Raw genomic sequence first — 26,860 nt, 5'->3', positions numbered from 1 at the left:
AAAAACTCCTAAAAATTAGGAGCATTGTCTTGTCTCCCTATTATTATGGTGACAAGGTTATTTTTTACCAAATACTCAAAGTAGGCTTGAGACACTAATTTATGACCGAGTTTTGAAGGTAATTTACTACTCAGAACAGAGTAGTCAAGAAGAAAAATGAACTTGTACCACACCTCTTAGCTATTTTTTTAAGCGTGCTAGAGCACTATTTAATGTTGTTCTACTCACTTTAAAATGCTCAGCGACTTCTTTTTTCGTCATATAAGGGTCTAACAACATGGCAGTAGCCTTTTTAATATCTGCGTCAGATAACTTCGGTTTACGCCCTCCTTTTCTTCCTCGGGCTCTTGCTACCTGCAAGCCTGCCAATGTTCTTTCTCTGATCAAACTGTACTCGAACTCAGCTAACGCACCAAAAATATGGAAAACCAGACGGCCACTAGGACTGGTTGTATCAATAGCTTCAGTTAACGATTTAAACCCGATATCACGCCCCTGAAGATCATGAATAATAGCGACAAGATCTTTAAGAGACCTCGCTAACCTATCTAACTTCCAAACCACAAGCGTATCGCCCTTTCTTAAAGAGCGTAAACAAAGAGCAAGCTCAGGACGATCTCGACTGGTTCCTGTTACCTTCTCTTGAAAAACATCTTCACACCCAGCCTCTCTCAACGCATCCAGTTGTAAGTCTGGAGTTTGATCCTGATTACTTACTCGAGCATATCCAATTAACATAAAACGCACCTTTATTAGACATAGATTTTTGTACGTGATTTTTGGACATTAATCAAGCAAAAAACCGCTTTTCGGAGATATTTCTTGAACGTCCAAAAAACGGTAGTTTTCTGGATAGTTGCAAATATGCTTTTCCGTACCTTAAAAAACCACATTAGAGTGCTATTATGTTCATCAACTTTCAATGCTGTAATGTTACAAATGAAGCAACTGGTTAAACATTACTCGTAACACTACAAACGATTACCACCTAGATCTTCAACTTAACACGCTTATGCTGGCTAGGTGCGGTGTAGCTTACAAGGAAACGCTGAAGAAAGAGAGTACTAAACTTAAGCATTACAGAAATACGCTGCGCTCAAGAGATACTCGCTCAAGAAGGCTAAGACAAACAGTACGGCTAAGCTAGAAAACTATGGAGGAGGAAGGTAGTGAGAAATACAATTAAAGAGTCAACATTTCCTGAAGGCTCTCAATGGCGTCGTTGGGATTTGCACGTTCACACTCCCGAAAGCAAGTTAGGTGCGTCATTTCCCGGGGTAATTTGGGATGATTATGTTGACAGTCTTGAGCAGGCAGCTGAAAAAGAAAAAATCGCTGTTATTGGTGTAACGGATTACCTGTCAATAGACGGATACGAGAAACTCTTAGCAGCGAAAAATGATAAAAATAACCCACGTCTGAATTCTGTACATTTACTTATCCCCAACATAGAACTAAGAGCTATGCCAGCCACAAAAGACGGAAAGGCTCTAAATATCCATATTCTAATAGACCCAACTGCTAAAGATCATGTGGAAAAAATTAAGCGTGCCCTCCGAAACTTGAAGGTTGAGTATACTTCTAATGAAGGACGTCACTCCTATGGTTGTATAAGAGAGGATTTGATCAGTTTTGCAAGAGCGCAAAGTTCAAATTTATCAAATGACGATGCAGCCTATAAATTTGGAATTGAACAGTTTAAACCATCCTACGAAACCATCTTAAAATGGCTGGATAGCGAGGGCTGGCTCAAAAACCACTCTCTTATTGGAATCGCAAACGGTAAGGATGGTATAAGCGGGTTGCCTACAGACGGCTTTTCTGCCACACGCGATGAGTTATTAAAAAATGCAGACTTTGTCTTCTCTGGGAATCCTAATGACCGAGCCTACTATTTAGGGACTAAAGCTGGTATCTCAGTTGATGAAATTGTGCGTATGTATAAAAGTTTAAAACCATGCCTACATGGCTCAGATGCACATGAACTTCATAACCTATTTAAACCTGACAATAATCGATACTGCTGGATCAAAGCGGACCCAACATTTGAAGGGCTTCGCCAAATTTTGTGGGAACCTGAATGTCGAGTTCACATCGGTTCGACGGATCCAAAATTGTCAGATGCCAGTCGTGTTATTAAAGAGATTAAGATTAAAAATGATAATGGTTGGTTTGACGAAGCCTCTATTAAGCTCAATTCAGGGCTTGTAACTATTATTGGAGAAAAAGGTGCGGGAAAGACTGCGATTGCCGATTTAATCGCTTTCGCTTCTGGCGTACCTGTAGACTCTCAGTCTCAATCATCTTTTATATTCAAGGGACGACTTCACTTGTCAGGAATGGGAGTAGAGCTAAGCTGGGGCTCAGGATCAAAAAGTGAGGGTACTCTCATGGATAAACCACATAGTACTGCTAAACCATTAGTTAGGTACCTCTCCCAGGATTTTGTAGAACGCCTTTGCTCCGTAGATCATCAAGGCGGAGAGTTGCAGAAAGCGATAGAAGAAGTTGTATTCTCCCATTTGGACGAGGTTCATAAAGAGGACCACTCATCGTTTGAAGAGCTCAGAGGAGCACGTGAATCAGCCTCACAAGCTCGTCAAGATGATTTTCGAGGGCAGATTTACTCTCTTCATCGCGAAATAGACAGGCTTCACTCAAGTATCGAACAACGCTCCAACAAAGTTAGGGCCCGCGACCAAACTAGCCAACAAATTCAGGAAATGAAGAAGCAGTTGCCTTCCATTGTTCAGTCTGCCGACAGCCAATCCCTGAAACAACTAGAAGAAGCACAGGGCCAACTTAAGGCTATCGAACTTGATCTATCAGAAAAAAATAGAAATAAACGCAACATCGAGGAATTCATCCGATCATATTCGGAACTAAAGGAGAGGAGCAATCGTCAAGTTAAAGACTTAATTAATGCGTCGCAGCTGCAATCTTTAATAACAGACGAGCAAAAAGAGGCGCTTATGCCTTGCTGGGACACTTCTATCGAAGACGAGCTCCAAATGCTATCGACAAATATTATAGAGGCTATCACTACGCTGCGTGGCAGCGAGGATACTCCCAAGCCAGATGGGAACAGCTTATATGACATTAAAATGCGCATTGAGACGCTACAAGAGTCGCTTAGTCAAGACGAAACTAACCGAAAAAGGCTGTTAGATTTACAGAAGCAAATCAATGACCAGGAAGCAACAGTCCAACGCTTGACTCGTGAGATCAACGAAATCGATGGACTCTTGTCAACTCAACTCTCACAAAAAAACCAAGAGCGAAATCGGTTTTATTTAAAGTTTTTTCAAGCTTTATCAGAAGACGAACACGGACTGCAAGAATTGTATGCACCGATGAAACAACAACTTGATCGGCTTGGATCTGAAATGAAATTTGAGCTTACTGCAGGATATAAAGTTGATCACGTTAGTTGGCTGGAAAGAGCTAGCCGTTTCTTTGATGGTCGACGACCCTCAGCATCCTCTAAGAAGGATGATATCGAAAAGTTTGTTATTGATGTGTTGTCACCAGCTTGGGAAAGTGGTGATAAAGAGAAGGTCGAAACGGCAATAAATCAATTTGAACAGTTGGTAAGCCCACTAGAGTTCATGAGGTTGTACGCATCTCCCAGCTTAAAGCTAATCGAACTACTAGATTGGATGTATTCCACGGATCACGTGGGTACAACATATAAAATTAAATATGGCGGCACAGCGCTAGAGCACCTATCTCCAGGAACGAGAGGTATTGCACTTTTAGTGCTGTACCTCTTAATGGATGAGGATGACAGACGTCCCTTGGTGATTGATCAACCCGAAGGTAATTTAGACAACTCCTCTATCTATTCTCAGTTAGTACCCTATATCCGAAAAGCAAAAGAAAAGCGACAAATAATCCTTGTTACTCATAACCCGAACTTGGTGGTGGCTACGGATGCTGAACAAATCATTGTTGCGCTCGCTGAGCGGTCTTCTTCCCAAACGTATCCAGAGCTCAGCTACATTTCAGGATCCTTGGAGCATAATGAAATTGACGCGAGATTGAGGGGAATCCGTCAGACAGTATGTACGTTGCTTGAAGGTGGAGACCGCGCTTTTAAAGAGCGTGAAGGTAGGTACTCTATACGTCAATGATTGAGATGTACGCGGCAATGTTTCCTTAATCACATCGAGTCTTATACGCTTTAAAGATATTTTCGACCTTAATATGCAATTATCTTAGGACTCGAAAATACATCTTCATAATATCGTTAGACTCAAGGTTACATCTTCCTAAGAAAGAAAAAAGCCCCCAACCCTTAGAGCTGGGGGCCTTATTCCGATTAACGGGTGCTTATGTAGTGGCTTGAGTCTGTGGTCATCTACAAGCTATAGACTAATACTATTTAACTGTTAACATTGGGTCAAATAGCAGCCATACCTCATTCATCTTTATGATGCATAGAGCTACTTCTTTTCTCAGTAACCTCACGCTCAATTTCCGCTCTCAAGCATGCTTCTACGTACATTTTTCTAAGAAGCTTATTTTCAATTTCAAGCTCTTTGAGACGAGTCACAGCTGAAATATTTATATCACTATATTTAGTGCGCCACCCGTAAAATGAAGCGCTACTCATCCCATGTTCACGGCATAACTCAGCTACAGACATGCCATCCTCAGCTTGCTTTAAAATCGACATAATTTGGCTCTCTGTATACCTTGTTTTTTTCATTACTTATCCTCTTTTGTAAAAAACAGTCTCTACATAACTACGCTATCGTGAGCTGACTCTGCTAACGGCTGACGAGTAACCAATGTCTTTTCGGTCGGATAATCCAACTCAGCTTGCTCAACGATCCATCGTTCAAAACGAATATGATGTCTGCGTAAAATATCAACGGATCTGAATTTATAATATTTTTCTGCAGTCGCACTAGGTTTATGCCCCATGATCTGTGCAACAACCCCCTGTGGCAAATCAACCCAATCGCTTAGCGTCGCAAAAGAACGTCGTAACCCTTGCAAAGTAATTTTAGGTAATCCAATTTTCTCGCAAAGAGCGTCATGCGTAATATTTGGCGAGACAAGCTTTCCAGAGGCACTACGTTCGCTATAAAACACCCAGTCACTAGCACGAGGGAGCCCTTTGAGTAACATAGCCACATACGGTGTTAAGGGAATTTCGCGCATATCCTCCACTTTGTCACGAAGGCATATTTTCTGCCAACGAAAATCCACATCGTCCCAAATCAACGACGCGAGCTCGTTTCGTCGTGCCCCAGTCAGAAGTAATATCTGTAAATAAGCACTCAATACTGCATTTGGCAGTTGTAACACCTCTTTAAACCAAGAAGTGAGCTGCCCTTTTTCCAACAGAGTTGTTTTCCTTTCTGGCTTGCCAAGCACATCTCTAAGACGACCTGAGCTTGCAGCATTTACGTGAACAATATCTCGATACTTTGGCTCTGATGCACACCAACGTAAAAAAGCTTTTAATAATCTAATTCCCAGTCGTGTTCGACCAGGCCTAGTCTGGGCCTCTTGCCTAGCCCACTCCAATACATGGTCATCATTAAGATCTTTTAACTTAATACCCATTAGGGAGAAGAGTGGACCAGCTATTGTGTATTTTTCTTTAGAGCGCGAACGTCTTTCACCACCTGCTTGGGCTAAGCTCAGGTGATCTCTTAATTGAAGCTCACTCCAATGGGGCGTACGTTGTTGAATGTAATCAGTCCAAGCTTCTTCAACTACCAGCTGATTTGCTCTTTCTTGTTGTTCGATTAAAAGCTCTTGCTCTCTTTTTTGCTGTCGTACTTTCCTCGGATCAATATCGTCATCGAGCATGCACTGCAAACTACGAGCTTTCTCTTGTGCCTGTGCTACGGTCCAATCTGTTACGCTACCTATCGTGATACGGAGTGCTTTGCCACGAAATCGACTTTGAAAAATAAATGACTTTTTACCGCCAGCACTGACTCGCACAGCCAAATGCCGGGGGTCTTCTGCCCAATAGAATTCCTGAGTTTTTTCCAGTGGCAAGGGAAATTTCTCTATTCGATCTTTTGTAAAACGAATTCGCGTCATTATTTTAAATCTCATTCTGTAAGCACGTTTGTAAGCGAGTAACGTCAACATACACGAACAAAATTTAATTATCAAACTCGACTATTTTAAAAAAATATCTTTAAAATCAATAGCTTAATTGAAAAATATCAACCTACCTCAACCTCATTCAACCTAGCTTAGAACGGATTGAAAATCCTTGTGTCGGTGGTTCGATTCCGCCCAAGGCCACCAAAGAATTAAAACAAAAAGCCCAGTCGTTTGACTGGGCTTTTTGTTTTAGCAATCCTTAAAATGACAAAACACTTTCATTATAAAACTTAGCTTATATAGCACAGGCATTGGTGTGTTCATTATTCTTTTAATAAGCGACGCATTGTGCTTGTATCTATTAAATAGCTATAAAATCATTCCTCTGTGTATTTCCATCCATAACAGATAAAATCAAGTTATTACAAAAACCCTTGGCTTAGTTGAAGTGAGGAGCAATTAGGTCATTTTTTATGGGCGATAAAAGTGATACACATTCAATTGCTAGGTACTTTTCGTTTGTTTGTTGATGGGCAAGATCTTACGGCTGAGCTCCAATACGATAAAGTCAAACTACTACTTGCTTTACTGTGTCTACAGAAAGACACAACTTATACTCGAACGCAACTTGCTGACATGCTGTGGCCTGATCTGGCTGAGGAACAAGGGCGCTCACGTTTAAGGCATGCCTTGCATCGTTTACGCACCGCTTTAAATAAAGGCACAGATCGAGTCGCTTTAGGCAATCGAAATCAGCTCCAACTGCAGCAGACCACATTCACAGTGGATGCTTTGCAATTAGTTCAGCTAACTGACCTGCCTAATGATGAAGCTCGCACACCAGACTCTTTGCTATTTAGTGGCGAGTTTTTAGGCTCAATAAAACGGTCCTCCCACCCCGATCTTGAGGCTTGGTATATGGCTTGGCAACTACGATGCCAACAAGCTTTGCTACGTTTTAGGCAGGACTATATAGCAACGTATCAGACGCAACCTGAAGTCATGCTCAAGCTTGCACATCAATGGTCCCAGCAAAGTCCTCATGAAGAACACTATCACCGCTGGATTATTCAGGCTCACACGCAAAACGGTGATCACCACGCAGCACTTTTAGCTTATCAGCTCTGTAGCAGTTGCCTACAACATGCTTTCGGATCCCAGCCTAGCGCTGAAACATTTGCTTTGCTTAAGCCCTTCGAAAGCCGCCCTGTATCACGTGCAAGTCTTTTAGAGAATGAGCAGTATTTACCATTTGCTACTGTTGCCATCGCAGTATCGTGGCAACACTTGACTGAGGACTCCTTTTGGAACCCCCTCCAAGTAGATCCTGAAGACGCACTTTTATTAATTCAGGAATGGAAAGAGAAAATTCGGGAAATAGCCAATCAACATCACGCCTGGATATCAGACAATCACTCTACTCTATTTGCCCATTTTGGCTATCCTCTTTTGTTAGATAGACCCATTCCATACGCTATAGATCTCGCGTTAACTCTATGTAAAATTAGCGTTCCACCTGAAATTAAGCTTGGCCTTGCATTACATGCAGACACGGGTTTACTCAAGGAAAACCATGCCTTACAGGGGGACGGCTTGATGTATCAAGCCATTATTCCACTTGCTTGGGGAGCTATGCATCGGCAAATTTTACTTAGCCCACAAGCAGCGGCACGTATGTCGGCCTGGTCTGTGTCTACTACTCTATGTGGCGAGCAACGACGGTATGAATTAAATATAAACGCCCCGCGACTGCCCACTGTCAAGCGTATGTATGGCCGCTCGCCCGAGTTTGATGCGCTTTATGAGTTATGGTGCGCGCAATCATCGCTGACTACACTGTCTACTATTCATTTGTATGGGCTTGCTGGCTTGGGAAAAAGTCAGATTGCCAGGTCTCTTCTTACCCTTATTCAAAGAGGACAAGGTCGCACTCTCTTTTTAACGTCCTCACAGCAAGTAGAGCTTGACCCGATCAGCACATGGCTAAAAGCTGAAATTAAGGCACCTCAGCATTTAAAATTAACTGAAATTGAAGTTCGGCAAACTCTCTTTCAATTACAACTCTTAAAAACACCTCTCTCGAATGTAAACCAAAACTCCTTACGGCAATCTCTTACGCTATTACTCCAACATTACAAAAACCCACAGCAACCACTTTGTATTGTTTGGGATAACGCCGATTTAAATGACCCCACTCAATACTATTTGTTAGAGACCCTGAAAAGCGTTTCAGAAGCAGGCCTTGTTATGCTGATTTGCATTTCTCGACAAAAACAAAACCCTGCTTTTTTTGATTACACGTTGGAGATTAAGCCCCTTTCTTCTACGCACTCGAACCATTATATTCAGGCGCTTAGCCGGCCATTAAAGATTCCCGCTGCTGTCAAAAAAGAAGTAAAAATGCACGCTATGGGTAACCCCTTGGTTATTGAGGAAATGATTCATTTATATCATTTAGGTTTGCCTTTTTACTATGTGCCACGCATTGCGGATTTGCTCTCAAATCAACTCTACTCGGCACCAAAAGTGCTCAGGGAATTAGCTTTTTTATGTGCTTGTGTCGAACAAACCACCTACACCATGGCAGAACAAATACTTGGCTTAAGCCCCGATGAGGCTAGCGCAGCTTTCGATCAGCTTATTATTATGGGTTTAATTAAAGCAAAAAAAACCTATTTCCATGTGTATTCTCAACTGCATAAATCGGCCTTGATACAAGTAATAACCCGACAAACCAAAACGCTGATTTACACCAAATTAGCGCATTTTTTTATAGAGCATCAATACCCTGCACATCAAATCGCTCAGCAATTGCACCAAGCTCGAAATGCTGAAGCAACTCGATGGTGGCGACAGGCAATTCACGATGCCCTACAACAAGGCTTTACTCAACAAGCCGAACATTACCTCACAAATGCACTACAAAGCTATCGCTATATCGAAGACTCTGAGCTACGGCAACATTATGAGATTGAGGGATATGTCGCCCTAGGCTCTTTACAGATTTCACACTATGGCCCTCTTTCTCCTCATACTATTGCAGCGTATGAGAAAGCGGCTAGTCGAAACCAAGATAAAAACCCAAGCAATGCCTTAACCCTAATTTGGGGGCGCTGGGTAATAACACACAGTGAAGGTCAGTTACTCGAAGGACTCCAACTAGCCAAGCAACTTCAAAAACAATCCTTACAACACCGTAATATTGTCTGGTATGGATGGGCTTGTTATGCTGAGGCTCAATACTACTTCTGGAAAGGCAATGCGTTTCAGGCAGAAAGCCTCTTGGTAGAAGCGATTCAAGCGCTACAGCACAGCGCAGAACCCGCTCCAGCCTCAAGCACATTGGGGGTACACTCTATTGCTTTAGCCTTTAGCTCATTAGCATTAGCTCAAGCAATACAAGGCAAGTTCGATATTAGTCGTCAAAATATAAAACAGGCTATACAAAAAGCAAAATCCAGTGGGTCAGCAATCTCGTTAACTCTTTGCCATATACAGCTATTGCGGATTAATTACCTACAACAAGACCTCAGTGAGCTTTTGTCTCATAGCCTACACCTAGCACAAAGCTTAGTACAAAATGCGCCGCAAAGTATTTGGCATTGTATTGCCCAAGCCTATATAACTGTTTCAACCTGCCTTTTAAACCCAAGCTCGCTATTGCCGCTGGATGATTTAAAAGCCATGATTACACAGATCGAACAGCACCTGCCCTTAGGCCAAGATGCTTTCCTTTGTTTGGTTTCTCATGCTTTTATCGCATCAGGTCAACTAGGTGTAGCAGAAGAGCTGCTTAATAAAGCACATCATATTTGCACCCAACGTCAATCCTATCTGCTTCTGCCAGAAATACTTTGTTTACAAGGTGACATTGAACGGGCGAATAACCGTCATCCACAAGCTAAAAGAGCTTGGCAGACGGCTCTACAAGCAGCACAAAAACATCAACTCTTTTGCTACGAAGCGTGGATCGCAAAACGGCTACAACCCACCTGATTTTTTAAAATTGGAAATTTATGCCTGTAAAAATCTGCCATTTAGGTACACCTACTCCCTTGGTGGCAACCGAGTACTGAGGCTCAATAAAAGCATTAATAGTTTTATTGCCCTCCATGCGCATGACCTTACCTAAACCTAAACCAATAGGCATAAAATGGGTGTGATTTTTTAAGTCAAAAGTCCAGACACCACTTGATCGTAGGTAAAACTCATTAGATAAATTGTAAAAAACAACTGGCTGTGCTGTCATCATTCGTACACTTTGTCTTGACGAGCTACCAGCAAACGATTGTTGATAAGTGACCAATCCTCCCATCAACCCCCAAGGCCGAGTCGCTACGATGGCACCTGCAGTCCCAATCTGCCATTTCCCTTGTCCCGTATAGTCATTAGACGCCGTGGGAATGACCAATAATGGCCCTGCACCGTACGAAAAATTCTCATTTGAGCTCATGAAAATATCCATCAAGCTCAAATCACCTAAGCCAGATCGATTACCCAAGCGATCATAATGCAAGGATACGACTGGTAAATTAAACCGCCACAGCTGCGGTAAGCCGAAGGTCTTATTAGGCAATACTCCCCGTAAAATGGCTTGATTGGCCCATGAGTGTTCTAACTCATTGAGTTTGGGAACATAGTAATCATGCAAGCTTAATAAGGGACGTGGATTTAAGGGATTATTAGCTTCGTTTTGTAGTTGAGCCTGCACACTGCCCAAACCCATCAGCAACCCCACGCCTACTCCTAGTATGTTTTTCATTATGCATACACCCAGATTCAGAACCAAAACTACACTCTACGACCTCAGCGTTTAATAAACATTTAATAATTTTTCATACTGACTAAACGCACTGAGCAAAAAAAAGCTCTCATACGTACACTTTTTGTATTAATTATGACTCTTTACGTTGAGGCTCTCATGCGCAAGTTTGTTGTTCTCTCTTTTTGTATCTTAGGTTTAGGACTTAGCCCTATCGATTTATGGGCTGCCCCGGCTAGCTCACATACTGAATCCCATCAACAGCAAGTACTCCAAGCTCTGCCTTTTCATGATAAGGACGATTTTCAACGAGCTGAAAAAGGTCTTATTTACAGAGCCCCCTCATTGACTATTAAGGACTCAACAGATCGTACAGTTTGGGACTTAAGTAGCTACAAGTCATTTATCAAACTGGACGCTCAAGCCCCTGCTAGCGTCAATCCAAGCTTATGGCGTATATCACAATTGAATCTTTTAGACGGCCTTTATCAGGTAACCGAAGGAATATACCAAGTACGCGGCTACGACCTTTCAAACATTACCTTTATACGTGGTGCAACAGGGTGGGTTGTATTTGATGTGGGTACTTCTAAAGAAACAGCCGCCGCCGCGTATGCACTTATCACAGAGCAGGTGGCTGCATTACCTATTCGTGCCGTTATTTATAGTCACCCGCATGTAGATCATTACGCAGGCATAAAAGGAATAGTAGATGAAGCGGATGTACTATCTGGAAAAACAGCCATTATTGCACCTGAAGGATTTATGGAACACGCCATCAACGAAGGAGTTATTACAGGTAATGCAATGAAAAGACGCGCCACCTACATGTATGGTGCTTTTTTACCTCGTGGACCTGAGCATAGTGTGGGATCTGGGTTAGGTATGACAAACCCATTAGGCACGATGACTTTGATTGCTCCTACAGAATCCATTCACAGTACGGGTCAAAAACAGACCATTGATGGAATAGAGATGGAGTTTCAACTTACGCCTGGCACGGAAGCACCTGTAGAAATGAATATTTACTTACCACAGTACAAAGCTATGTGGATGGCTGAGAACACCACCAACACTATGCACAACGTATTATCTTTGCGTGGGACACAAGTGCGGGATGCAAAACAATGGGCTTATTATCTTAATGAAACTCTAGACCGCTATGGCCCTGATATTGAGGTTAAGTTTCAAAGTCATCACTGGCCGCTTTGGGGCAACAAAGCCATTGTGGACTACCTTTCTCATCAACGTGACCTTTATAAATATATACATGACCGTACTGTCAACTTAATGAATAAAGGATATACAGGCGAAGAAATAGCCGAGCTGATCGAGCTACCCACAGCGCTTGATCAGCGTTGGGATAGTCGTGGTTACTACGGTACGTTGAAGCATAATGCCCGAGCTGTATACCAATATTACATGGGATGGTATGACGGTAACCCATCCAGTTTAGACAGCCTACCTCCTGCTGTTGTTGCTCAACACTATTTAGACTACATAGGAAGGGACACCTTATTAGAAAAGGCTAAACAGGACTACGAGGCAGGAAACTATAGATGGGTTGCCACCGTAGTCAAGCATGCTGTCTTTGCAGACCCAGAGGATACTGAATCCAAAAACTTATTAGCAGATGCATATGAGCAGCTAGGCTATCAAGCCGAGTCAGGTCCTTGGCGCTCTATTTATTTGCAAGGAGCCCTTGAGCTCCGACAAGGAAAACCCACTCTTACTCCTCCTGCTAACACTAGCTCTGATGTATTAAAGGCGATGAACCCTGGTCTTTTATTTGATTTTTTATCTGTTCGTCTAGATGCAGAGAAGGTAAAAGACCAAGATCTCATTCTGGCTTTTAATTTTATTGATTTAGATAAAACGTATACGGTTTCAATAAAAAACTCCGTCTTAAATTACTCAACTAAAAGCAAGAGTCAACCACAAGTCACATTACGGCTAAATAAAGAGACGTTCAATCAAATTCAACTCCAACAGCTAAATTGGAGAGAAGCCATACAAGCAGGTACAGTAGAGCTAACAGGCGACCCTCAAGTATTAATGAGTTTTGCGAATCTCTTTGAAAGCCCTGAATTGTGGTTTGCAATTGTGACTCCATAACTTTTCTTACAAAGCAACTCTTGAAAGGGGGATTAAAGCAGGACTCCCCCCAGCACGCCTCCCAACACCACTACTAACCAAGGCGGACAACGCATCCAAGTCAAGGCTATAAACGCCATGGCAGCCCATAACACGTCAAAAGGACTGTGAATATTACTAAACCAAATAAGATGATAAAAAGCAGCGAGCAATAAGCCCACTACAGCGGCTTTAATGCCGATTAAAGCCGTTTGGGAGTAAGAGTTTTGGCGCAAGCGCTCCCAAAAAAAGATCGCCCCAATCACTAAAAGAAAAGAAGGTAAAAAATAGCTATTACTGCTGCCACCATCCCCTCTAACCATCCGTTGGGCGCAGTGGACATGGCTGCGCCTAAAAAAAGACGCAAAGATATACAAAGGACCAGATACCACTTGGGCAGCACCACATGACCGCCACCAAAAACCAACGAGCCCGCTCTAAAAAACGTATCAACTAGCACGGCTGTATGGTTTGCAAAATTATGAGCTAACCAAGGTAGACCCAGCAACAACACAACAAAAATCAGCAAAGCCAATTGCTCCATGCGCAGACTGACGTGAAGCGTTAAGGCTTCGTTATGATGTGACGTGATGGGTTTAAATAAGAGTGCGCCTATTGTTGCCGCCCCCAACATAATCAGCACCTAAGCCCCAATCCACGTAAAACGCAAGACTAGGCCAGCAGCTGCAAGCATGATCACGCTGCGCGCTACAGCACGACATAATTGCCTTGCCATACCCCAAATTGCTTGCGCTACTACTGCCACAGCTACTAGCAGAACCAGGCAAAAGCTGACATAAGGCAATAAGCTCGGCATAGTTGCATTCGGATAACCAAGCCCGTTGTTTTAAAAACTCATCTCTAAAAAAGCCTAGATGGACCACAGAACCACCAAAAGACGTTAGACCCAAACAAAAGAAAATAAAAAAAATAGATCCAAAACATTGATTTGTGTTTGAGCTGAAAGACCTACTGCGCCTGAATAAAAATCGTTATTAAAGTGACTACACAAAAACTCATCATAGCCTAGCTTTATGTGGATTTTTTTAACGCAAGTGTTTCAAAAAACTTACTGTTTGAATCATTTAAAGCACTACCGCTTACAATAGCTTTTTGATTCTATTTGGCGATACGCTTTTTATTGATGGAGTATGTAATGAAACCACTAGGCACCCCGCTACGCCATAGTGCAACTAAAGTGATGTTGTTAGGCGCTGGTGAGTTAGGCAAAGAGGTGATTATTGCGTTGCAGCGCTTAGGTGCTGAAACCATTGCTGTTGACCGCTATGACAACGCACCTGGACATCAGGTGGCGCACCATGCTTACACCATTGATATGAGTGATGAGCAAGCACTGCGTACAGTCATTGAAACCGTTAAACCAGATATTATTGTGCCGGAAATTGAAGCCATTGCCACATCGGTATTAGCAGAGTTTGAACATGCACAAAAGTTACGTGTTATTCCTACTGCACGCGCTACCCAACTTACTATGGATCGCGAGGGCATTCGTCGTTTGGCGGCGGAAACACTTGAGGTTCCCACTAGTCCTTATGCTTTTTGTAATACCTTAGACGAGTTAACCGAAGCCATTGAAAGTCGTATTGGCTATCCTTGCGTCATCAAACCGCTCATGAGCAGTTCTGGCAAAGGTCAAAGCAAAATCGCTTCAGCTGCCGATATCGAGACAGCCTGGCATTACGCTATGGATGGAGGCCGCGTTAGCCAGCAGCGCGTTATTGTCGAAGGCTTTATTGATTTCGATTACGAAATCACGTTGTTGACCGTACGCAGCCTTAGCCAAGGTCAGGTAGTGACGGATTTTTGTGCGCCTATTGGACATCAACAAGTCGATGGCGATTACGTGGAAAGCTGGCAACCTCAGCCCATGAGCACCGCTGCGCTTCAAAAAGCACAAGCCATTGCTCAATCCGTCACACAAAATCTAGGTGGTTTAGGTGTGTTTGGGGTTGAGCTTTTTGTGCGTGGTGATGAGGTCTGGTTTAGCGAGGTCAGCCCACGTCCACATGATACAGGCATGGTGACCATGACGACCCAAACTCAAAGTGAATTTGAACTGCACGCGCGTGCTATTTTGGGCTTACCGGTCGACACCACCTTACGCTCAGCAGGCGCTAGCTCAGTGATTTATGGTGGAGTGGATACGGAAATTGTTATGTTCGAGTACGTGGCCCAAGCTCTACTCGTACCGCAAAGTGATGTGCGTTTATTTGGAAAACCTCAAAGCTTTAAGCGCCGTCGTATGGGCTTGGCTCTGGCTGCGGCAGATGATGTAAATACTGCACGCGAGCGTGCCAAACAAGTCAGCTCGACGATTCAAGTCAAACCCGCTTAATAGTATCAAGCAGATCTTTTTCATTACAAAGAGCGCCCTAGTGGTGCTCTTTGACCTAAAGCCAATTATGAATTTACCGCTTTGGCCTCTGAAAACTCGTTAAATGCGGTCATAGCATTGGCTGCATGCATCATAGAAGGCCCCCCGCCCATATAGATGGCTACACCTAGCATTTCTTGTATTTCAGCCTCGGTAACACCTAAATCTACCAATGCTTTGGTATGAAAACCTGTACAAGGATCGCACCGCATAGCCACGCCCAAGACCAAAGCAATAAGCTCTTTGGTTTTAGAGTCTAAGGTGCCTTCCACATTTGCTGCTTTAACCATAGCGCCAAAACCCTCCATGACTTGGGGTATGCCACTGCGTAGTGAAGCGAGATTACCGCCAATGTCTTGATTTAATTGATGGTATTGCTGTGTCATTATAAATCTCCACAAATAATATACATATTAATATTATATAAACCCATATTTAATTCAAGATTTGAACCGACTCGTAACTAAACCATTCTTTGTTTAGCAGAACATAGGTAGTCTTATAAAATTATTAAGCTCGGCCAAAAATTCATTTTTTATAAAAAACATCACAATGAAATTAACAACTTTAAGCGCCGCGTTATGCGGAGCGCTCTTAACGGGTGCCGGTGTCTATGCATATTTCCATTACGCCCCTGCCTCAGACTCGTCTACCCTCACGGACTACCCAAGCTTGCAGCTAAATCAAAAGCAAACAGGGGAAATTACTAGCCAGAGCTTGCTAAATGTGAGCAATGGCGTACGCAGCACCGTGTATGACATTCAACTTAATGCCAATCAATTAGTTAAAGTTGAAGTTAAAGGGCCGTTACGCGCGCAAATTAGTGCTCTGCACCAAAATTTACTTGTTGAGCGTACCGATTCAGATAACCATTGCTTTGCTTGCTCTACAGATCAGTCCGCAACGACTCTGCTTTTCAAGGCTCCTGCTACGGGATCATATCAGCTTGCTGTCAGTGGCAAAGATACCGCCTCATTTGGTCCTTTCAGCGTGCAAGTCAGCGAACTCAAGCAATTTACTGGTACGCCGCTTACGGCTCAGAGTGACCTATTCGATTGGGCTCAATCCGCTTCCCTGACGTATCCATTACACATAGCAGCAGATGGGCTGTATGTGATGGATCTTAAAGCTATGAATCCGGCATTAGACCCTTTTCTTAGCCTTAAAGCCGTTGATGGCACAGTTATTGCGCAAGACGATGACGGCGGAGAGCAGTTAAATGCGCGCCTAAGCCGCTACTTAAAAGCGGGCGATTACCTACTTGAAGCCACCTCCGCCATGGGAGATGAGCAGTTTTCAGGGGGGATTGCCTTGAGCATACAACAACAAGAATTAAGCCCCGAGTCAATACAGCTCAACACACAAGGGGATGAGCTAGTTTTAGATGGACAACCTCGCTCTGGCTTATACAGCAATCAACCTATTTCTTTTACATTCCACTTAGACGCTCCTCAGATTGTTACCGCTCGATTACATAGCCCTACATTTACAGGAAGTTTACAATTAGGTCCTTATCACAGCCGTAACACCCCCAACAGTGCGCAACAAATCCGTGCTTATCTGCCTGCCGGTACGCATACTCTTGAGGTCAGCGGTGATAATCAATCCGGTCTTTACGAGCTCTCTGCTTCCGCTGAGGTTATTGCTCAGCCGCTTTCTAGTAAAACGCTACGCCCAAATCAACGCTCCTCGCAACGTTTACATCCCAATATAGATGCTGACCTTTTCTCCGTGTCGATTACCCAAGCGGGAAACTATGTGATTCGCATGAATGCTGAACGGTTTGATACGTACTTGCAGTTGTTGCAGAATAATAATCTGATAGCAGAAGATGATGACAGCGGTGGTGATTTAAATGCGGCAATTTCTATGTGGCTAGAACCAGGAGAATATCAACTCTTAGCCACTTCGTTTGATAGTCAAAGCCAAACCCAATCCTATGAAATCAGTATTGATGAGGAGTAACTAACGCCTCTTGTTCAATAAACCATAGGCAAAAGCACAGACATGGCGCTAAAATCATGAATGAAATCAATCTGCAAGGGGAAGTGATGTCTGTGCTAAATTTATTCGAAGAACGCCTTTCCACTCCCATTGGCGAGCTTATTGTCTTAATGGATGCGGACGGTCGAGCTAGGGCTATTGACTGGTCTGAATACAGCACACGTATGCAACAGCTATTGGTGCGTCATTATCCTCGGACATCTATACACATTCAGCCAGCCCCTAAGCCCAGCCCCGCCACCACCGCACTACAGCATTATTTTGCTGGTCAGCTAGAAGCATTAAACACCGTGGCCTTTTTTGTTCAAGGCACCCCTTTTCAAGAACAGGTATGGGCTGGCTTACAGCATATTCCATGCGGCACAACATGGAGCTATAAACAACTGGCTGAATACATACAACGCCCCAATGCCATGCGAGCTGTAGGTACCGCAAATGGCGCGAATCCCATTAGCCTCGTTATACCGTGCCACCGCGTTATAGGTAACAAACACCAACTAGTCGGCTATGCCGGCGGCCTTGAGCGTAAAAAGTGGCTACTACAACACGAAGGCGTGTTGCTTTAATCTACCGGTAAATGCCTATTTAAAAAGTAAACTCTGCTTGCAGAGTGTGGCCTACGTCTAACACGGCGTCAGCTGCTGCACTGTACAAAGCGGCATTCACCCCAAATGTCACCCCTTCTATGGTGCGTCTGCTATCACGCAAAGCCAGTGCAGGCTGTAGACCCATCACACCGTTGCTAGGATCCACATTCGGCATAGGACAACGCGTACAGTTTTTTAACTTAGCAAACTGTAGTGACGCGTTACCTAAGCTTAACAGGTGGTCCTCATCGTAAGCCTCTAAACCCTGAATCACAATATTGGGCCTAAATCGGTCCATGCCCACCGGCGCGGCGCCCTGCTCGTTAATCAGTATATTTAATTCTGTTAATGAGGCTTCATTACAAATCAAAAAAGGAAAACCATCTGCAAAACCAAACGTCGTTTGGGCTAAGCCTGCCGTATGAGCAGGGACCGTGTCTGCTTGCAACCACTTCCGAACCCATGTTTGATTAAGTCCACGCTGCGCCTGAGTGTGAACACGCAGCAGGCGGCACGGTTGCTGTAGATACTGGCTCCACCAATCTGTGGCGGACTCACCTTGATCCGCTCCCCATGTTACGTCATCCCAAATCTGCACGCGCGTCGCGGGTGTATGTGGTCTTGCCAAGCTTAACCTGAGTTCTGGCATGTGCGGAGCGTTTAAATGCAAGTATTGATCGCTTAGGCTAGGCTGCACTAATACCATTTGCGGTAGCGTGCGCTGTGTTAGCATTTGCCCCAGCTCATCAACCACCACCCATTGTCTATCCCACTGTAAACCGTGGTAATCAATAGCACTGTGCTCTAGCTGAATACCCGCACACGACTTCACGGGATAAGTAATTAACTGTGTGATGGTGACGTTCACTGTTGACTCCGTAATAAGTAAAACTACGCGTTAAAATGGGTTGTAACACACGTGGATGGCCGACTGGTTTTACGTGTATAGGAACGCAAAGTGTATCTATCAACCCACGGCCATAAAATGTAAATGCAAAGCGACTAACCTACTTTTCTACAGAGGAGCTCTATTCCTCTTTTTTTAATTCGTAATCCATAGTACAAGTAAGTCACTACCCGTTGCCTAACTTGATCGAAGCGAGAGAATTTTGGCTCCGTCCTTTATCACGGCAGGCTGTTGCTCCTTTTCTTTACACTACGCCACCTATGAAAAAGTTTGTTTTAAAGAAAATAGCAGTTGCCACTACAGCAGCTGTACTTCTTGGTCCGGTTCAAAGCCTGTTTGCTTGTACCTCGTTGTTGTACACCGATGCCAACGGTGCTCACTATGCAGGTCGCACTTTAGAGTTGCCCTTGGAAATGCCGTACCAAGTACGGTTTACCCCACAAAATACAACATTTGGATCTGAGGCCGCTCATCACCATGCATTAGATTTCAAAAGCAAATATGCTTTTCTTTCTATTAACGTGCCCGATCCGCTAAATAAAGAGCTTAAAGTTGTTGATGGCATGAATGAAAAAGGCTTGAATTTTGGTATGTTGGCCTATGCGACCACGGATGGGCCCGCGGATCACTTTCAAACCAACCAAGCGGTGTTGTCAGCTATAGACTTAGGGGCATGGGCGTTAGCTCGGTTTGCTACTGTTGCCGAGGTAAAAGAAGCCTTAGAAACCCAACCGGTGCTGGTTACTGCGCTGCTACCCTTGGGGCTAATGAAAACCCCTTTTCATTACACGCTGCATGATGCAACAGGGGCATCTATTGTGGTGGAGTTCAGCAATGGTCAACAACACGTGTATGACAATCCCGTTGGGGTCATGACCAACAGTCCTTCATTGCCTTGGCATTTAACCAATTTAGGTAATTACACTTATCTGAACAATATGGATAAATCCACGGCCGAATTTAATGGTCAGCACTTCAGCCAGCCGGACTCAGGTATTGCTACTGAGGGTTTACCGTCCTCAAACACGTCGGTAGGCCGTTTTGTACGAGCTGTCTATTATTCTCAGTTCACCGAGAAAGTAAAAACACCTGAAAAAGCGGTGAATACACTCGCTCACATTATGAACAACTTTGATCGCCCCCGTGGCGCTACGGTGTATTCGCGTATCGGTGCAAGCGCTATGGATATGTTGGCTCCCTCTGTTGGTGACAACCCAGATCATATTTCTGAGTATACCTCTTGGATTACTCTTAGTGATTTGCAACAAGGTCATTACTACGTGCGCACTTACGCCGACCTAAACTACGGCCGATTGGATTTAGCTCCGCTCATAAAAAACGGTAAAACCAAGCAAATTGCACTCGATAAACTTGACCACACCAAAGGCTTAGATCTTACAGAGCAATTACTGCAGGCGTCCTAAACGCTAACACTCCATAAAAAAGGGTAGTCAGCATAATGCTGGCTACCCTTTTTTTAAGTTAATGCTCGATTACATTTTTTGGACTTCGGATTGCACCTCGTCAAATACGCGGGTCACACTGGCTGCCGGAGCAGGACTCAGTAAACTTACAACATAAATAGCCAACGCGCCCAAAACAAAGCCAGGGATAATTTCATATAAGCCAAACCAAGCGAAATGATTCCAAAGCAAGACCACAACAGCACCTACAACCATGCCCGCTAAAGCGCCGGATAAGGTCATACGACGCCAGACCAATGAAAGAATCACTACTGGACCAAACGCAGCCCCAAAGCCAGCCCATGCATAGCTGACCATAGATAAGACTCGGCTCTCTGGATTCCAGGCCAATGCAATGGCTATTAAAGCGACTGCTAACACCATCAAACGTCCAAACCAAACGAGCTCTTTATCGCCAGCATCGCGACGTAAGAAAGTTTTATAGATGTCTTGGGTTAGCGAGCTGGAGCACACTAATAGCTGTGCAGAAAGAGTGCTCATCACTGCGGCTAAGATCGCTGCGAGTAAAATACCTGCTATCCATGGGTTAAATAACAAGATAGACAGTTCGATAAACACACGTTCTGCATTAGCCGTTACACCAGCGGCTTGTTCTGGGTGTGCTTCAAAATAAGCAATACCAAAAAAACCAACAGCTACCGCACCGGCCAAACACAAAATCATCCATGTCATGCCAATACGGCGTGCGCGAGGAATACTTTGTACGGAGTCGGCCGCCATAAACCGCACCAAAATATGAGGTTGACCAAAATAGCCTAAGCCCCATGCTAGAGCAGAAATAATCCCCACTTTAGATACATCTGATAATAGATCAGTACTACTGACGTTTAGAGCTTGCGCTGCACCCACGGCCTCGCCAAAACCACCGGCATGATGCATCACGATGAGCGGAGTCAAAATCAACGCCGTGAACATAAGAGAGGCTTGAATGGTGTCCGTCCAGCTGACCGCCAGAAAACCCCCAATAAACACATAAGCAATAGTACAAAATGCCCCAAGCCAAATTGCAGTGGTGTACGACATGCCAAACATGCTTTCAAATAAGCGCGCTCCGGCCACTACACCCGAGGCGCAGTACAAGGTGAAAAATACCAAAATTACTATGGCAGACACAATACGTAAGATATTTTTGTTGTCCTCAAACCGATTAGAGAAAAAGTCGGGCAGGGTTAAGGCATTGCCCGAGCGTTCCGTATAAACACGTAAACGAGCGGCCACAAACAACCAGTTAAAATACGCACCGATGATTAACCCAATGGCGATCCATGAGGCAGAAATACCGGTGCTGTAGACCTCCCCAGGTAGGCCCATCAGTAACCAGCCGCTCATGTCTGAAGCACCCGCAGCTAAAGCCACTACAAATGGGCCTAACTTTCGGCCCCCTAAGATGTAGTCGGATAAGTCTTCGGTGGATCGATAACCTAGCCAGCCAATAAGCAGCATGGCCGCGATATAAATCACGAACATGACAATGACTGGAGTACTAATTACGTCCATTTTTTCACCCCTTTGTTTTATACGTAATAGTGCATTACGTTTGATGGACTAGGCGTAAGCCGCCTGCATAAAAATGTAATAACGCTTAAATCATAGCCATTAGCGTTGCGTTTCCTCCGGCAGCTGCCGTATTCACACTTAACGATCGCTCGACCAATAGCCGCTCTAATCGGTAGCTTTTCCCCTCCTCGAGTTCTGCCACGGTGCGTCCTTGTGGTTGAATAATAACTGCAGAATGTTCAGCTAATTGCTGGGCGACCACCAATAACTCGTCGCCGTCCCCTTCAAATAACGCCGCCCCTGGCGTCTGCTGTTTTACGGCCTGCTCTACGCTAGAGGCTTGAATTACAAAGGCTGCCACATCCTTAGGTAGCTGCTGCAACCAATGGCTCAGTCTTTGTTTATTATGGTCAAGTACAACAATGGGTTGGTTAGCTGTAGCCAAGCAACAAGCTAATTGAATTGTCGCCCCCCACTCGGTTTGCGGCATGCACAGCACTTGACCCCGTTGCTGCAAATGGTAGCTATTGTTTTCTCCGGTAGGCCCAGACAGCGCCATCTGTAGGCCATATAAGCTCAAATCAATAATTTTTTGAATTTGAGCAGACTGGTCTGCGCTGTAGTGTGTTTTCACCCAATTAACAAATGTGTGTTGTAAAGCTTGTATAGGACCCTCGGAGGGGGTAGCCCCCATCACTAGCTGCTCTGGGCTTGAGGCCAATAAGCGCGGCACATATAAAGGCCCACCTGCTTTAGGGCCGGTGCCTGATAAACCCTGACCACCAAACGGTTGAACGCCTACAATCGCCCCAACAATGTTGCGGTTCACGTATATATTGCCAGCGCGCACTTGCTGTACAAGCTTGTCAATACTTTCATCAATGCGGGAATGCACGCCAAACGTTAAGCCATACCCACTGGTATTAATCTGCTCAATCAATTTGCTGACTTCTGAGCGTTTGTAACGTAGTACATGCAGTACTGGACCAAACACTTCGCGCTCCACATCGGCAATTTCATTGACCTCAATAATAGTAGGGGCAACAAAGGTGCCCTGAGCACAACTTTGGGCTAACTCAAGCTGCTCAACCACAAAACCTTTTTGTCGCATGTGCGCAATATGACGCTGGATATTTTGCTGAGCTTCTGCATCAATAACAGGCCCCACATCTGTAGATAAACGATCTGGATTCGCTACCTGTAACTCTTGCATGGCACCGCGTAACATCGTCAACATAGTGTCTGCGACCTCATCCTGTAAACACAAGATGCGCAATGCTGAACAACGCTGCCCCGCTGAATCAAATGCAGAAGTAATCACATCTGCAATCACCTGCTCTGCCAAGGCAGAGGAATCCACCACCATGGCATTTAACCCACCGGTCTCCGCCACTAAAGGTATAGGTTGACCTGCTTTATTTAGACGTGTGGACAATTGCTTAGCAATCAGCTGCGCAACCTCGGTAGAGCCCGTGAACATAACACCCTGCACGCGTGCGTCCTGCACTAATGCAGCACCCACATCGCCAGCCCCAGGAATTAACTGCAACACGTCTTGGGGTACACCGGCCTCGTGTAAATAACGCACCCCTTGCTGGGCAATTAAATTGGTTTGCTCTGCAGGTTTGGCTAAGACCACATTCCCTGCGGCCAGAGCGGCTGAAACTTGGCCCAAGAAAATAGCCAGAGGAAAGTTCCATGGACTAATACAAACCACTGGCCCTAATGGACGGTGGGTATCCGCCTCGAACTGCTGTGCTATCTGGCGACCGTAGTAGCGCAAGAAATCCACAGCCTCACGAATTTCAGCTACAGCATTGCTATAGCTTTTACCTGCCTCGCGTACCGCCAAAGCAATAAGCTCGGGAGTATGGGATTCCAATAAGTCCGCAGCACGCAATAAACACTGCGCGCGTTCTAGTGCGGGTGTAGCTGCCCATATGGGTGCAGCGCTCTCTGCTCGCTCTAAAGCCCGCTGTACCTCTGCTGGCTCGCTGAATACCACCTGCCCGACCACATCACGGTGATCCGCAGGGTTCAGTACATCTCTGTAGCGACTAGCGACCTCTTCGGTCTCATCAAGGGTGGCAGGCACCGCTAACCAGTCTCGAGCCGTACTTGCTAATAAACCCGCAGACAAAGAAGCCAAACGGTGTTCATTTGATAAATCTAACCCTTGTGAGTTTTGACGCTCTTCGCCCTGATGACGGTATAAATCCACAGGCAGAGGAATAAGCGGATGCGGTGCCCCGACGGGGTGCACAGCTAAACTTTGCTCTACTGGGTCTGCTATTAACTCGTCAACAGGAACACTTTCATCGGCGATACGATTTACAAAAGAAGAGTTCGCCCCATTTTCTAATAAACGGCGCACCAAATAGGCTAATAAAGTTTCATGCGAGCCCACTGGCGCATAAATACGGCATGGACGTGCTAGCTTGCCAGCGCTTACTGCGCCCACCACTTCTTCATATAACGGTTCGCCCATGCCATGCAAGCACTGAAACTCGTACTGACCGGCATAATAATTTGTTCCGGCCATGTGGTAAATGGCAGCCACTGTATGTGCATTATGCGTAGCAAACTGCGGGAAAATCGCATCCGGTGCGGCAAGCAGTTTGCGTGCACATGCCAAATACGACACATCTGTATGAATTTTTCGGGTGAACACAGGGTAGCCTTCTAGACCATCAACCTGAGCGCGTTTAATTTCTGTATCCCAATAGGCCCCTTTTACCAAGCGCACCATCAAACGGTGATTGGTACGACGGCCTAAATCAATGAGGTAGTCCAACACATACGGAGCACGCTTTTGATACGCTTGCACTACAAAGCCAATCCCATTCCAGCCTGCCAACTGTGGCTCTAAGCAAAGTTTCTCTAGTAGCTCTAATGAGATTTCTAGACGATCGGCTTCCTCGGCATCAATATTAATACCTATATCGTACCCACGTGCCAACACCGTTAGCTGTAATAAACGAGGATACAGCTCGTGCATCACTCGTTCGTGTTGGGCACGGGAATAGCGCGCATGCAAGGCTGACAGCTTAATGGAAATGCCTGGGCCTTGATAAATACCTAAACCGGCAGAGTTTTTGCCAATGGCGTGGATAGCCTGCTCATACGCGGCATAATACGCCAACGCATCGGCATCCGTCATAGCAGCCTCGCCCAGCATATCGTAGGAATACGTAAACCCCTTGTTCACCCAGCTACGACTATTTGCCAAGGCTCCAGCAATGGTTTCCCCACACACAAAATGCTCGCCCATTAAGCGCATGGCTCGGTCTACACCCTTTCGAATCAGCGGCTCGCCCCCTTTACTAATCATACGTGTTAGTGCTGAAGACATGCCACGTTCGCTATTGGTGGACACCAGCTTGCCCGTAATCATTAGCCCCCATGTCGCGGCGTTTACAAATAACGAGCCAGAGCTCATGTGAGATTGCCAATCACCTTTGCTGATTTTGTCGCGAATTAGGGCATCACGAGTGGCTTTATCTGGAATACGCAGCAAGGCTTCCGCCAAACACATTAAGGCAATGCCTTCTTGGCTAGATAAAGAGTATTCGTGAATTAAGCCATCGACGCCGCTGCCTAGACGCTTGCTGCGTAAAGCTTCGACTAATTTGCGCGCTAAGGCTTCAACCTGTGTTTTTTGTGGGCCTTGATCGGCCAAAGCAATAAGTAACGGCATGCATTCGGACTCTGCACGACGATAAGCACTGGTAATAGCGGACTGCAATACCGACTGAGGCGCTACTGATTGGGCAAAATCCAAAAACGGTTGGACTTTTTCAGTTGTAGCCAAACTAAGTCCGGCCTCTTCGAGGCTTTTAATATCACCCTGATCGGCTTCGACTAAATGCGCTAATGATGGCGGCAATCGTCCTGCCTCGATATCCTCAAGAAAGGAATAAATCGCTTGCTTAATAAACCAATGCTGAGTGCGTCCAATGCGCTCTGCTGCTGCTCGAATACGCGCCCGCAGGGCGGCATCCACTTTGACACCTAAGGTAGTAGAACTCATAACACTCATCCTTTTAGCTTTGGTTGCACTAAAAATAATAAAAGGTGCAACCCACATAAACCACGGGTTGAATTTTAGTACCCGAACGGGTTGCACCCCATCAGTACATACCCTTAATGGCTCAGCCCAAGTAAGACGACCCCACCAATCAAAATCACACAGCCCAAAAGGCGTCCCCAGCTAGCCCGCTCTTTGAGCCAAATAAAGCCAAGCAAGGTACCAATCATCATAGATAGCTCGCGTGCTGGAGCCACTACACTTAACGGTGCGCCTAAACCCAATGCATACAGTATTAAAATATAGGAAAGCGGTGATAGCACACCAACCAATACAGCCAAGCCCCAGTACCCCTGCATTTTTTTTAAGGTGTTAGCCTTTAACGCGTAGGGTGTGAGTAACACCGTGCGCAGCAAATTGCTGCCAAAATCCAAGACGAGCGGACTAATTAATAATACCTTGATACTGTAAGCATCAAAAACAGTATATATAGCAATGCACAAGCCGGTTTGAAACCCCCACCGTAAGCCTGAACGCGCTTTAGGGTGCAGCAAATACGCCAAGCGCCCATTAGAGGCAATCAACAAAATACCACTTACCACTAAAACCAACCCCACTACGCCTACCACTGATATGGGCTCGTGAAGAAAAACCACTGCACCTAGGGTCGCAAGCAAAGGGCCAGTACCTCTGGCAATAGGATAAACCACTGACAAGTCCGCTTGTTGGTAGCCTCGCTGCAGGCTCAAGCTGTAGGCCAAATGAATCAACGCACTTAGGCAAATAGCGCCTAGCATCCATCCCGTCCAGTGCGCTGCATTTGACCACAGCACCCAGATGGCAAGCGGAGCATACACCAACGTTGCTGCCAAGGCATAAGCAAACACAAAGATTGCACCAACTGCTGCCGCTTTTTTAGCGAGTAAATTCCAGAGTGCATGCAATAACGCCGCAGCAACAATAAGAATCAAATTGGAAAAAGTCACCCT

19 protein-coding genes are annotated in these 26,860 nt (G+C 45.0%); 7 read left to right on the top strand and 12 right to left on the bottom strand.

Annotated features, from left to right (window positions below; all coding sequences use genetic code 11):
* Nucleotides 1-180: 180 nt before the first annotated feature.
* Nucleotides 181-738, bottom strand: coding sequence for a recombinase family protein (locus ACBP46_RS01910; protein WP_371015044.1), 558 nt, complete (start codon nt 736-738; stop codon nt 181-183).
* A 431-nt stretch (nt 739-1,169) separates the two neighbouring features.
* Between ACBP46_RS01910 and ACBP46_RS01905 the strand changes: the two genes are divergently transcribed.
* Nucleotides 1,170-4,133, top strand: coding sequence for a TrlF family AAA-like ATPase (locus ACBP46_RS01905; RefSeq protein ID WP_371015043.1), 2,964 nt, complete (start codon nt 1,170-1,172; stop codon nt 4,131-4,133).
* Nucleotides 4,134-4,420: 287 nt separating this feature from the next.
* Here the strand turns inward: ACBP46_RS01905 and ACBP46_RS01900 are convergent, their stop codons facing one another.
* Both ACBP46_RS01900 and ACBP46_RS01895 read right to left on the bottom strand, forming a co-directional pair.
* Nucleotides 4,421-4,711, bottom strand: coding sequence for a transposase (locus ACBP46_RS01900; RefSeq protein WP_371015042.1), 291 nt, complete (start codon nt 4,709-4,711; stop codon nt 4,421-4,423).
* Nucleotides 4,712-4,740: 29 nt separating this feature from the next.
* Nucleotides 4,741-6,117, bottom strand: a complete 1,377-nt coding sequence (locus ACBP46_RS01895) for a tyrosine-type recombinase/integrase (protein ID WP_371015041.1) — start codon at nt 6,115-6,117, stop codon at nt 4,741-4,743.
* 444 nt (nt 6,118-6,561) lie between these two features.
* Between ACBP46_RS01895 and ACBP46_RS01890 the strand changes: the two genes are divergently transcribed.
* Entirely contained in the window at nt 6,562-10,071 is a 3,510-nt protein-coding gene (locus ACBP46_RS01890) for an AAA family ATPase (protein WP_371015040.1), read from the top strand.
* 4 nt (nt 10,072-10,075) lie between these two features.
* Here ACBP46_RS01890 and ACBP46_RS01885 read toward each other — a convergent pair whose 3' ends face one another.
* Complete coding sequence (locus tag ACBP46_RS01885) at nt 10,076-10,837, bottom strand: hypothetical protein (RefSeq protein WP_371015039.1); 762 nt, start codon at nt 10,835-10,837, stop codon at nt 10,076-10,078.
* 159 nt (nt 10,838-10,996) lie between these two features.
* Between ACBP46_RS01885 and ACBP46_RS01880 the strand changes: the two genes are divergently transcribed.
* Nucleotides 10,997-12,952 carry an alkyl/aryl-sulfatase gene (locus ACBP46_RS01880; protein ID WP_371015038.1) on the top strand — a complete coding sequence of 652 codons (1,956 nt, stop codon included), beginning with the start codon at nt 10,997-10,999 and terminating at the stop codon, nt 12,950-12,952.
* Between the two features lie 32 nt (nt 12,953-12,984).
* On the opposite strand, the gene ACBP46_RS01875 is transcribed toward ACBP46_RS01880, so the two are convergent.
* From ACBP46_RS01875 to ACBP46_RS01865, 3 genes are read right to left on the bottom strand one after another with little or no spacing between them, the layout of a single operon-like run.
* Nucleotides 12,985-13,347 carry a chromate transporter gene (locus ACBP46_RS01875; RefSeq protein WP_371015407.1) on the bottom strand — a complete coding sequence of 121 codons (363 nt, stop codon included), beginning with the start codon at nt 13,345-13,347 and terminating at the stop codon, nt 12,985-12,987.
* The gene (locus ACBP46_RS01870; RefSeq protein ID WP_371015421.1) at nt 13,236-13,613 is read right to left on the bottom strand and encodes a hypothetical protein; all 378 of its coding nucleotides are present in this window, start codon (nt 13,611-13,613) and stop codon (nt 13,236-13,238) included. The genes ACBP46_RS01875 and ACBP46_RS01870 overlap by 112 nt, the downstream gene beginning before the upstream one ends.
* Entirely contained in the window at nt 13,567-13,893 is a 327-nt protein-coding gene (locus tag ACBP46_RS01865; RefSeq protein ID WP_371015406.1) for a chromate transporter, read from the bottom strand. The genes ACBP46_RS01870 and ACBP46_RS01865 overlap by 47 nt, the downstream gene beginning before the upstream one ends.
* A 233-nt stretch (nt 13,894-14,126) precedes the next feature.
* Here ACBP46_RS01865 and purT point away from each other — a divergent pair, with 233 nt between their 5' ends.
* Nucleotides 14,127-15,326: a formate-dependent phosphoribosylglycinamide formyltransferase gene (gene purT, locus ACBP46_RS01860; protein WP_371015037.1), complete on the top strand. Its 1,200-nt coding sequence runs from the start codon at nt 14,127-14,129 to the stop codon at nt 15,324-15,326.
* A gap of 65 nt (nt 15,327-15,391) precedes the next feature.
* On the opposite strand, the gene ACBP46_RS01855 is transcribed toward purT, so the two are convergent.
* Entirely contained in the window at nt 15,392-15,751 is a 360-nt protein-coding gene (locus ACBP46_RS01855) for a carboxymuconolactone decarboxylase family protein (protein ID WP_371015036.1), read from the bottom strand.
* Between the two features lie 166 nt (nt 15,752-15,917).
* Here ACBP46_RS01855 and ACBP46_RS01850 point away from each other — a divergent pair, with 166 nt between their 5' ends.
* On the top strand, nt 15,918-17,330 hold the full coding sequence (locus ACBP46_RS01850; RefSeq protein ID WP_371015035.1) for a hypothetical protein: 1,413 nt from the start codon (nt 15,918-15,920) through the stop codon (nt 17,328-17,330).
* 56 nt (nt 17,331-17,386) lie between these two features.
* A complete protein-coding gene (gene ogt, locus ACBP46_RS01845) occupies nt 17,387-17,935 on the top strand; it encodes a methylated-DNA--[protein]-cysteine S-methyltransferase (protein WP_371015034.1) in 549 nt (182 codons plus the stop codon).
* Nucleotides 17,936-17,954: 19 nt separating this feature from the next.
* Here the strand turns inward: ogt and ACBP46_RS01840 are convergent, their stop codons facing one another.
* Complete coding sequence (locus tag ACBP46_RS01840; RefSeq protein ID WP_371015033.1) at nt 17,955-18,824, bottom strand: MOSC domain-containing protein; 870 nt, start codon at nt 18,822-18,824, stop codon at nt 17,955-17,957.
* 299 nt (nt 18,825-19,123) lie between these two features.
* Here ACBP46_RS01840 and ACBP46_RS01835 point away from each other — a divergent pair, with 299 nt between their 5' ends.
* On the top strand, nt 19,124-20,287 hold the full coding sequence (locus ACBP46_RS01835) for a linear amide C-N hydrolase (RefSeq protein WP_371015032.1): 1,164 nt from the start codon (nt 19,124-19,126) through the stop codon (nt 20,285-20,287).
* Between the two features lie 69 nt (nt 20,288-20,356).
* On the opposite strand, the gene putP is transcribed toward ACBP46_RS01835, so the two are convergent.
* The 3 genes from putP to ACBP46_RS01820 all read right to left on the bottom strand — a co-directional run bounded on the left by putP (nt 20,357) and on the right by ACBP46_RS01820 (nt 26,857).
* Nucleotides 20,357-21,844 (bottom strand): sodium/proline symporter PutP, encoded by a 1,488-nt coding sequence (putP, locus tag ACBP46_RS01830; RefSeq protein ID WP_209279760.1) that lies wholly within the window; start codon nt 21,842-21,844, stop codon nt 20,357-20,359.
* Between the two features lie 85 nt (nt 21,845-21,929).
* Nucleotides 21,930-25,874 (bottom strand): trifunctional transcriptional regulator/proline dehydrogenase/L-glutamate gamma-semialdehyde dehydrogenase, encoded by a 3,945-nt coding sequence (gene putA / locus ACBP46_RS01825; protein ID WP_371015031.1) that lies wholly within the window; start codon nt 25,872-25,874, stop codon nt 21,930-21,932.
* 113 nt (nt 25,875-25,987) lie between these two features.
* Nucleotides 25,988-26,857 (bottom strand): EamA family transporter, encoded by an 870-nt coding sequence (locus tag ACBP46_RS01820; protein ID WP_371015030.1) that lies wholly within the window; start codon nt 26,855-26,857, stop codon nt 25,988-25,990.
* Between the last annotated feature and the right edge of the window lie 3 nt (nt 26,858-26,860).

This window comes from Paenalcaligenes hominis (assembly GCF_041359055.1).
In the GTDB taxonomy this organism is placed as follows: Bacteria; Pseudomonadota; Gammaproteobacteria; order Burkholderiales; family Burkholderiaceae_B; genus Paenalcaligenes; species Paenalcaligenes hominis_A.
This window is presented reverse-complemented; position numbering and strand designations above follow the sequence as displayed.

Bases quoted from the DNA above. Each gene is read 5' to 3' on its own strand.
- ACBP46_RS01835 (WP_371015032.1), top strand. From the start codon at position 19,124: ATGAAAAAGTTTGTTTTAAAGAAAATAGCAGTTGCCACTACAGCAGCT.
- purT (WP_371015037.1), top strand. From the start codon at position 14,127: ATGAAACCACTAGGCACCCCGCTACGCCATAGTGCAACTAAAGTGATG.
- putA (WP_371015031.1), bottom strand. From the start codon at position 25,874: ATGAGTTCTACTACCTTAGGTGTCAAAGTGGATGCCGCCCTGCGGGCG.
- putP (WP_209279760.1), bottom strand. From the start codon at position 21,844: ATGGACGTAATTAGTACTCCAGTCATTGTCATGTTCGTGATTTATATC.
- ACBP46_RS01855 (WP_371015036.1), bottom strand. From the start codon at position 15,751: ATGACACAGCAATACCATCAATTAAATCAAGACATTGGCGGTAATCTC.
- ACBP46_RS01880 (WP_371015038.1), top strand. From the start codon at position 10,997: ATGCGCAAGTTTGTTGTTCTCTCTTTTTGTATCTTAGGTTTAGGACTT.
- ACBP46_RS01850 (WP_371015035.1), top strand. From the start codon at position 15,918: ATGAAATTAACAACTTTAAGCGCCGCGTTATGCGGAGCGCTCTTAACG.
- ACBP46_RS01895 (WP_371015041.1), bottom strand. From the start codon at position 6,117: ATGTTGACGTTACTCGCTTACAAACGTGCTTACAGAATGAGATTTAAA.
- ACBP46_RS01910 (WP_371015044.1), bottom strand. From the start codon at position 738: ATGTTAATTGGATATGCTCGAGTAAGTAATCAGGATCAAACTCCAGAC.
- ogt (WP_371015034.1), top strand. From the start codon at position 17,387: ATGAATGAAATCAATCTGCAAGGGGAAGTGATGTCTGTGCTAAATTTA.
- ACBP46_RS01900 (WP_371015042.1), bottom strand. From the start codon at position 4,711: ATGAAAAAAACAAGGTATACAGAGAGCCAAATTATGTCGATTTTAAAG.
- ACBP46_RS01885 (WP_371015039.1), bottom strand. From the start codon at position 10,837: ATGAAAAACATACTAGGAGTAGGCGTGGGGTTGCTGATGGGTTTGGGC.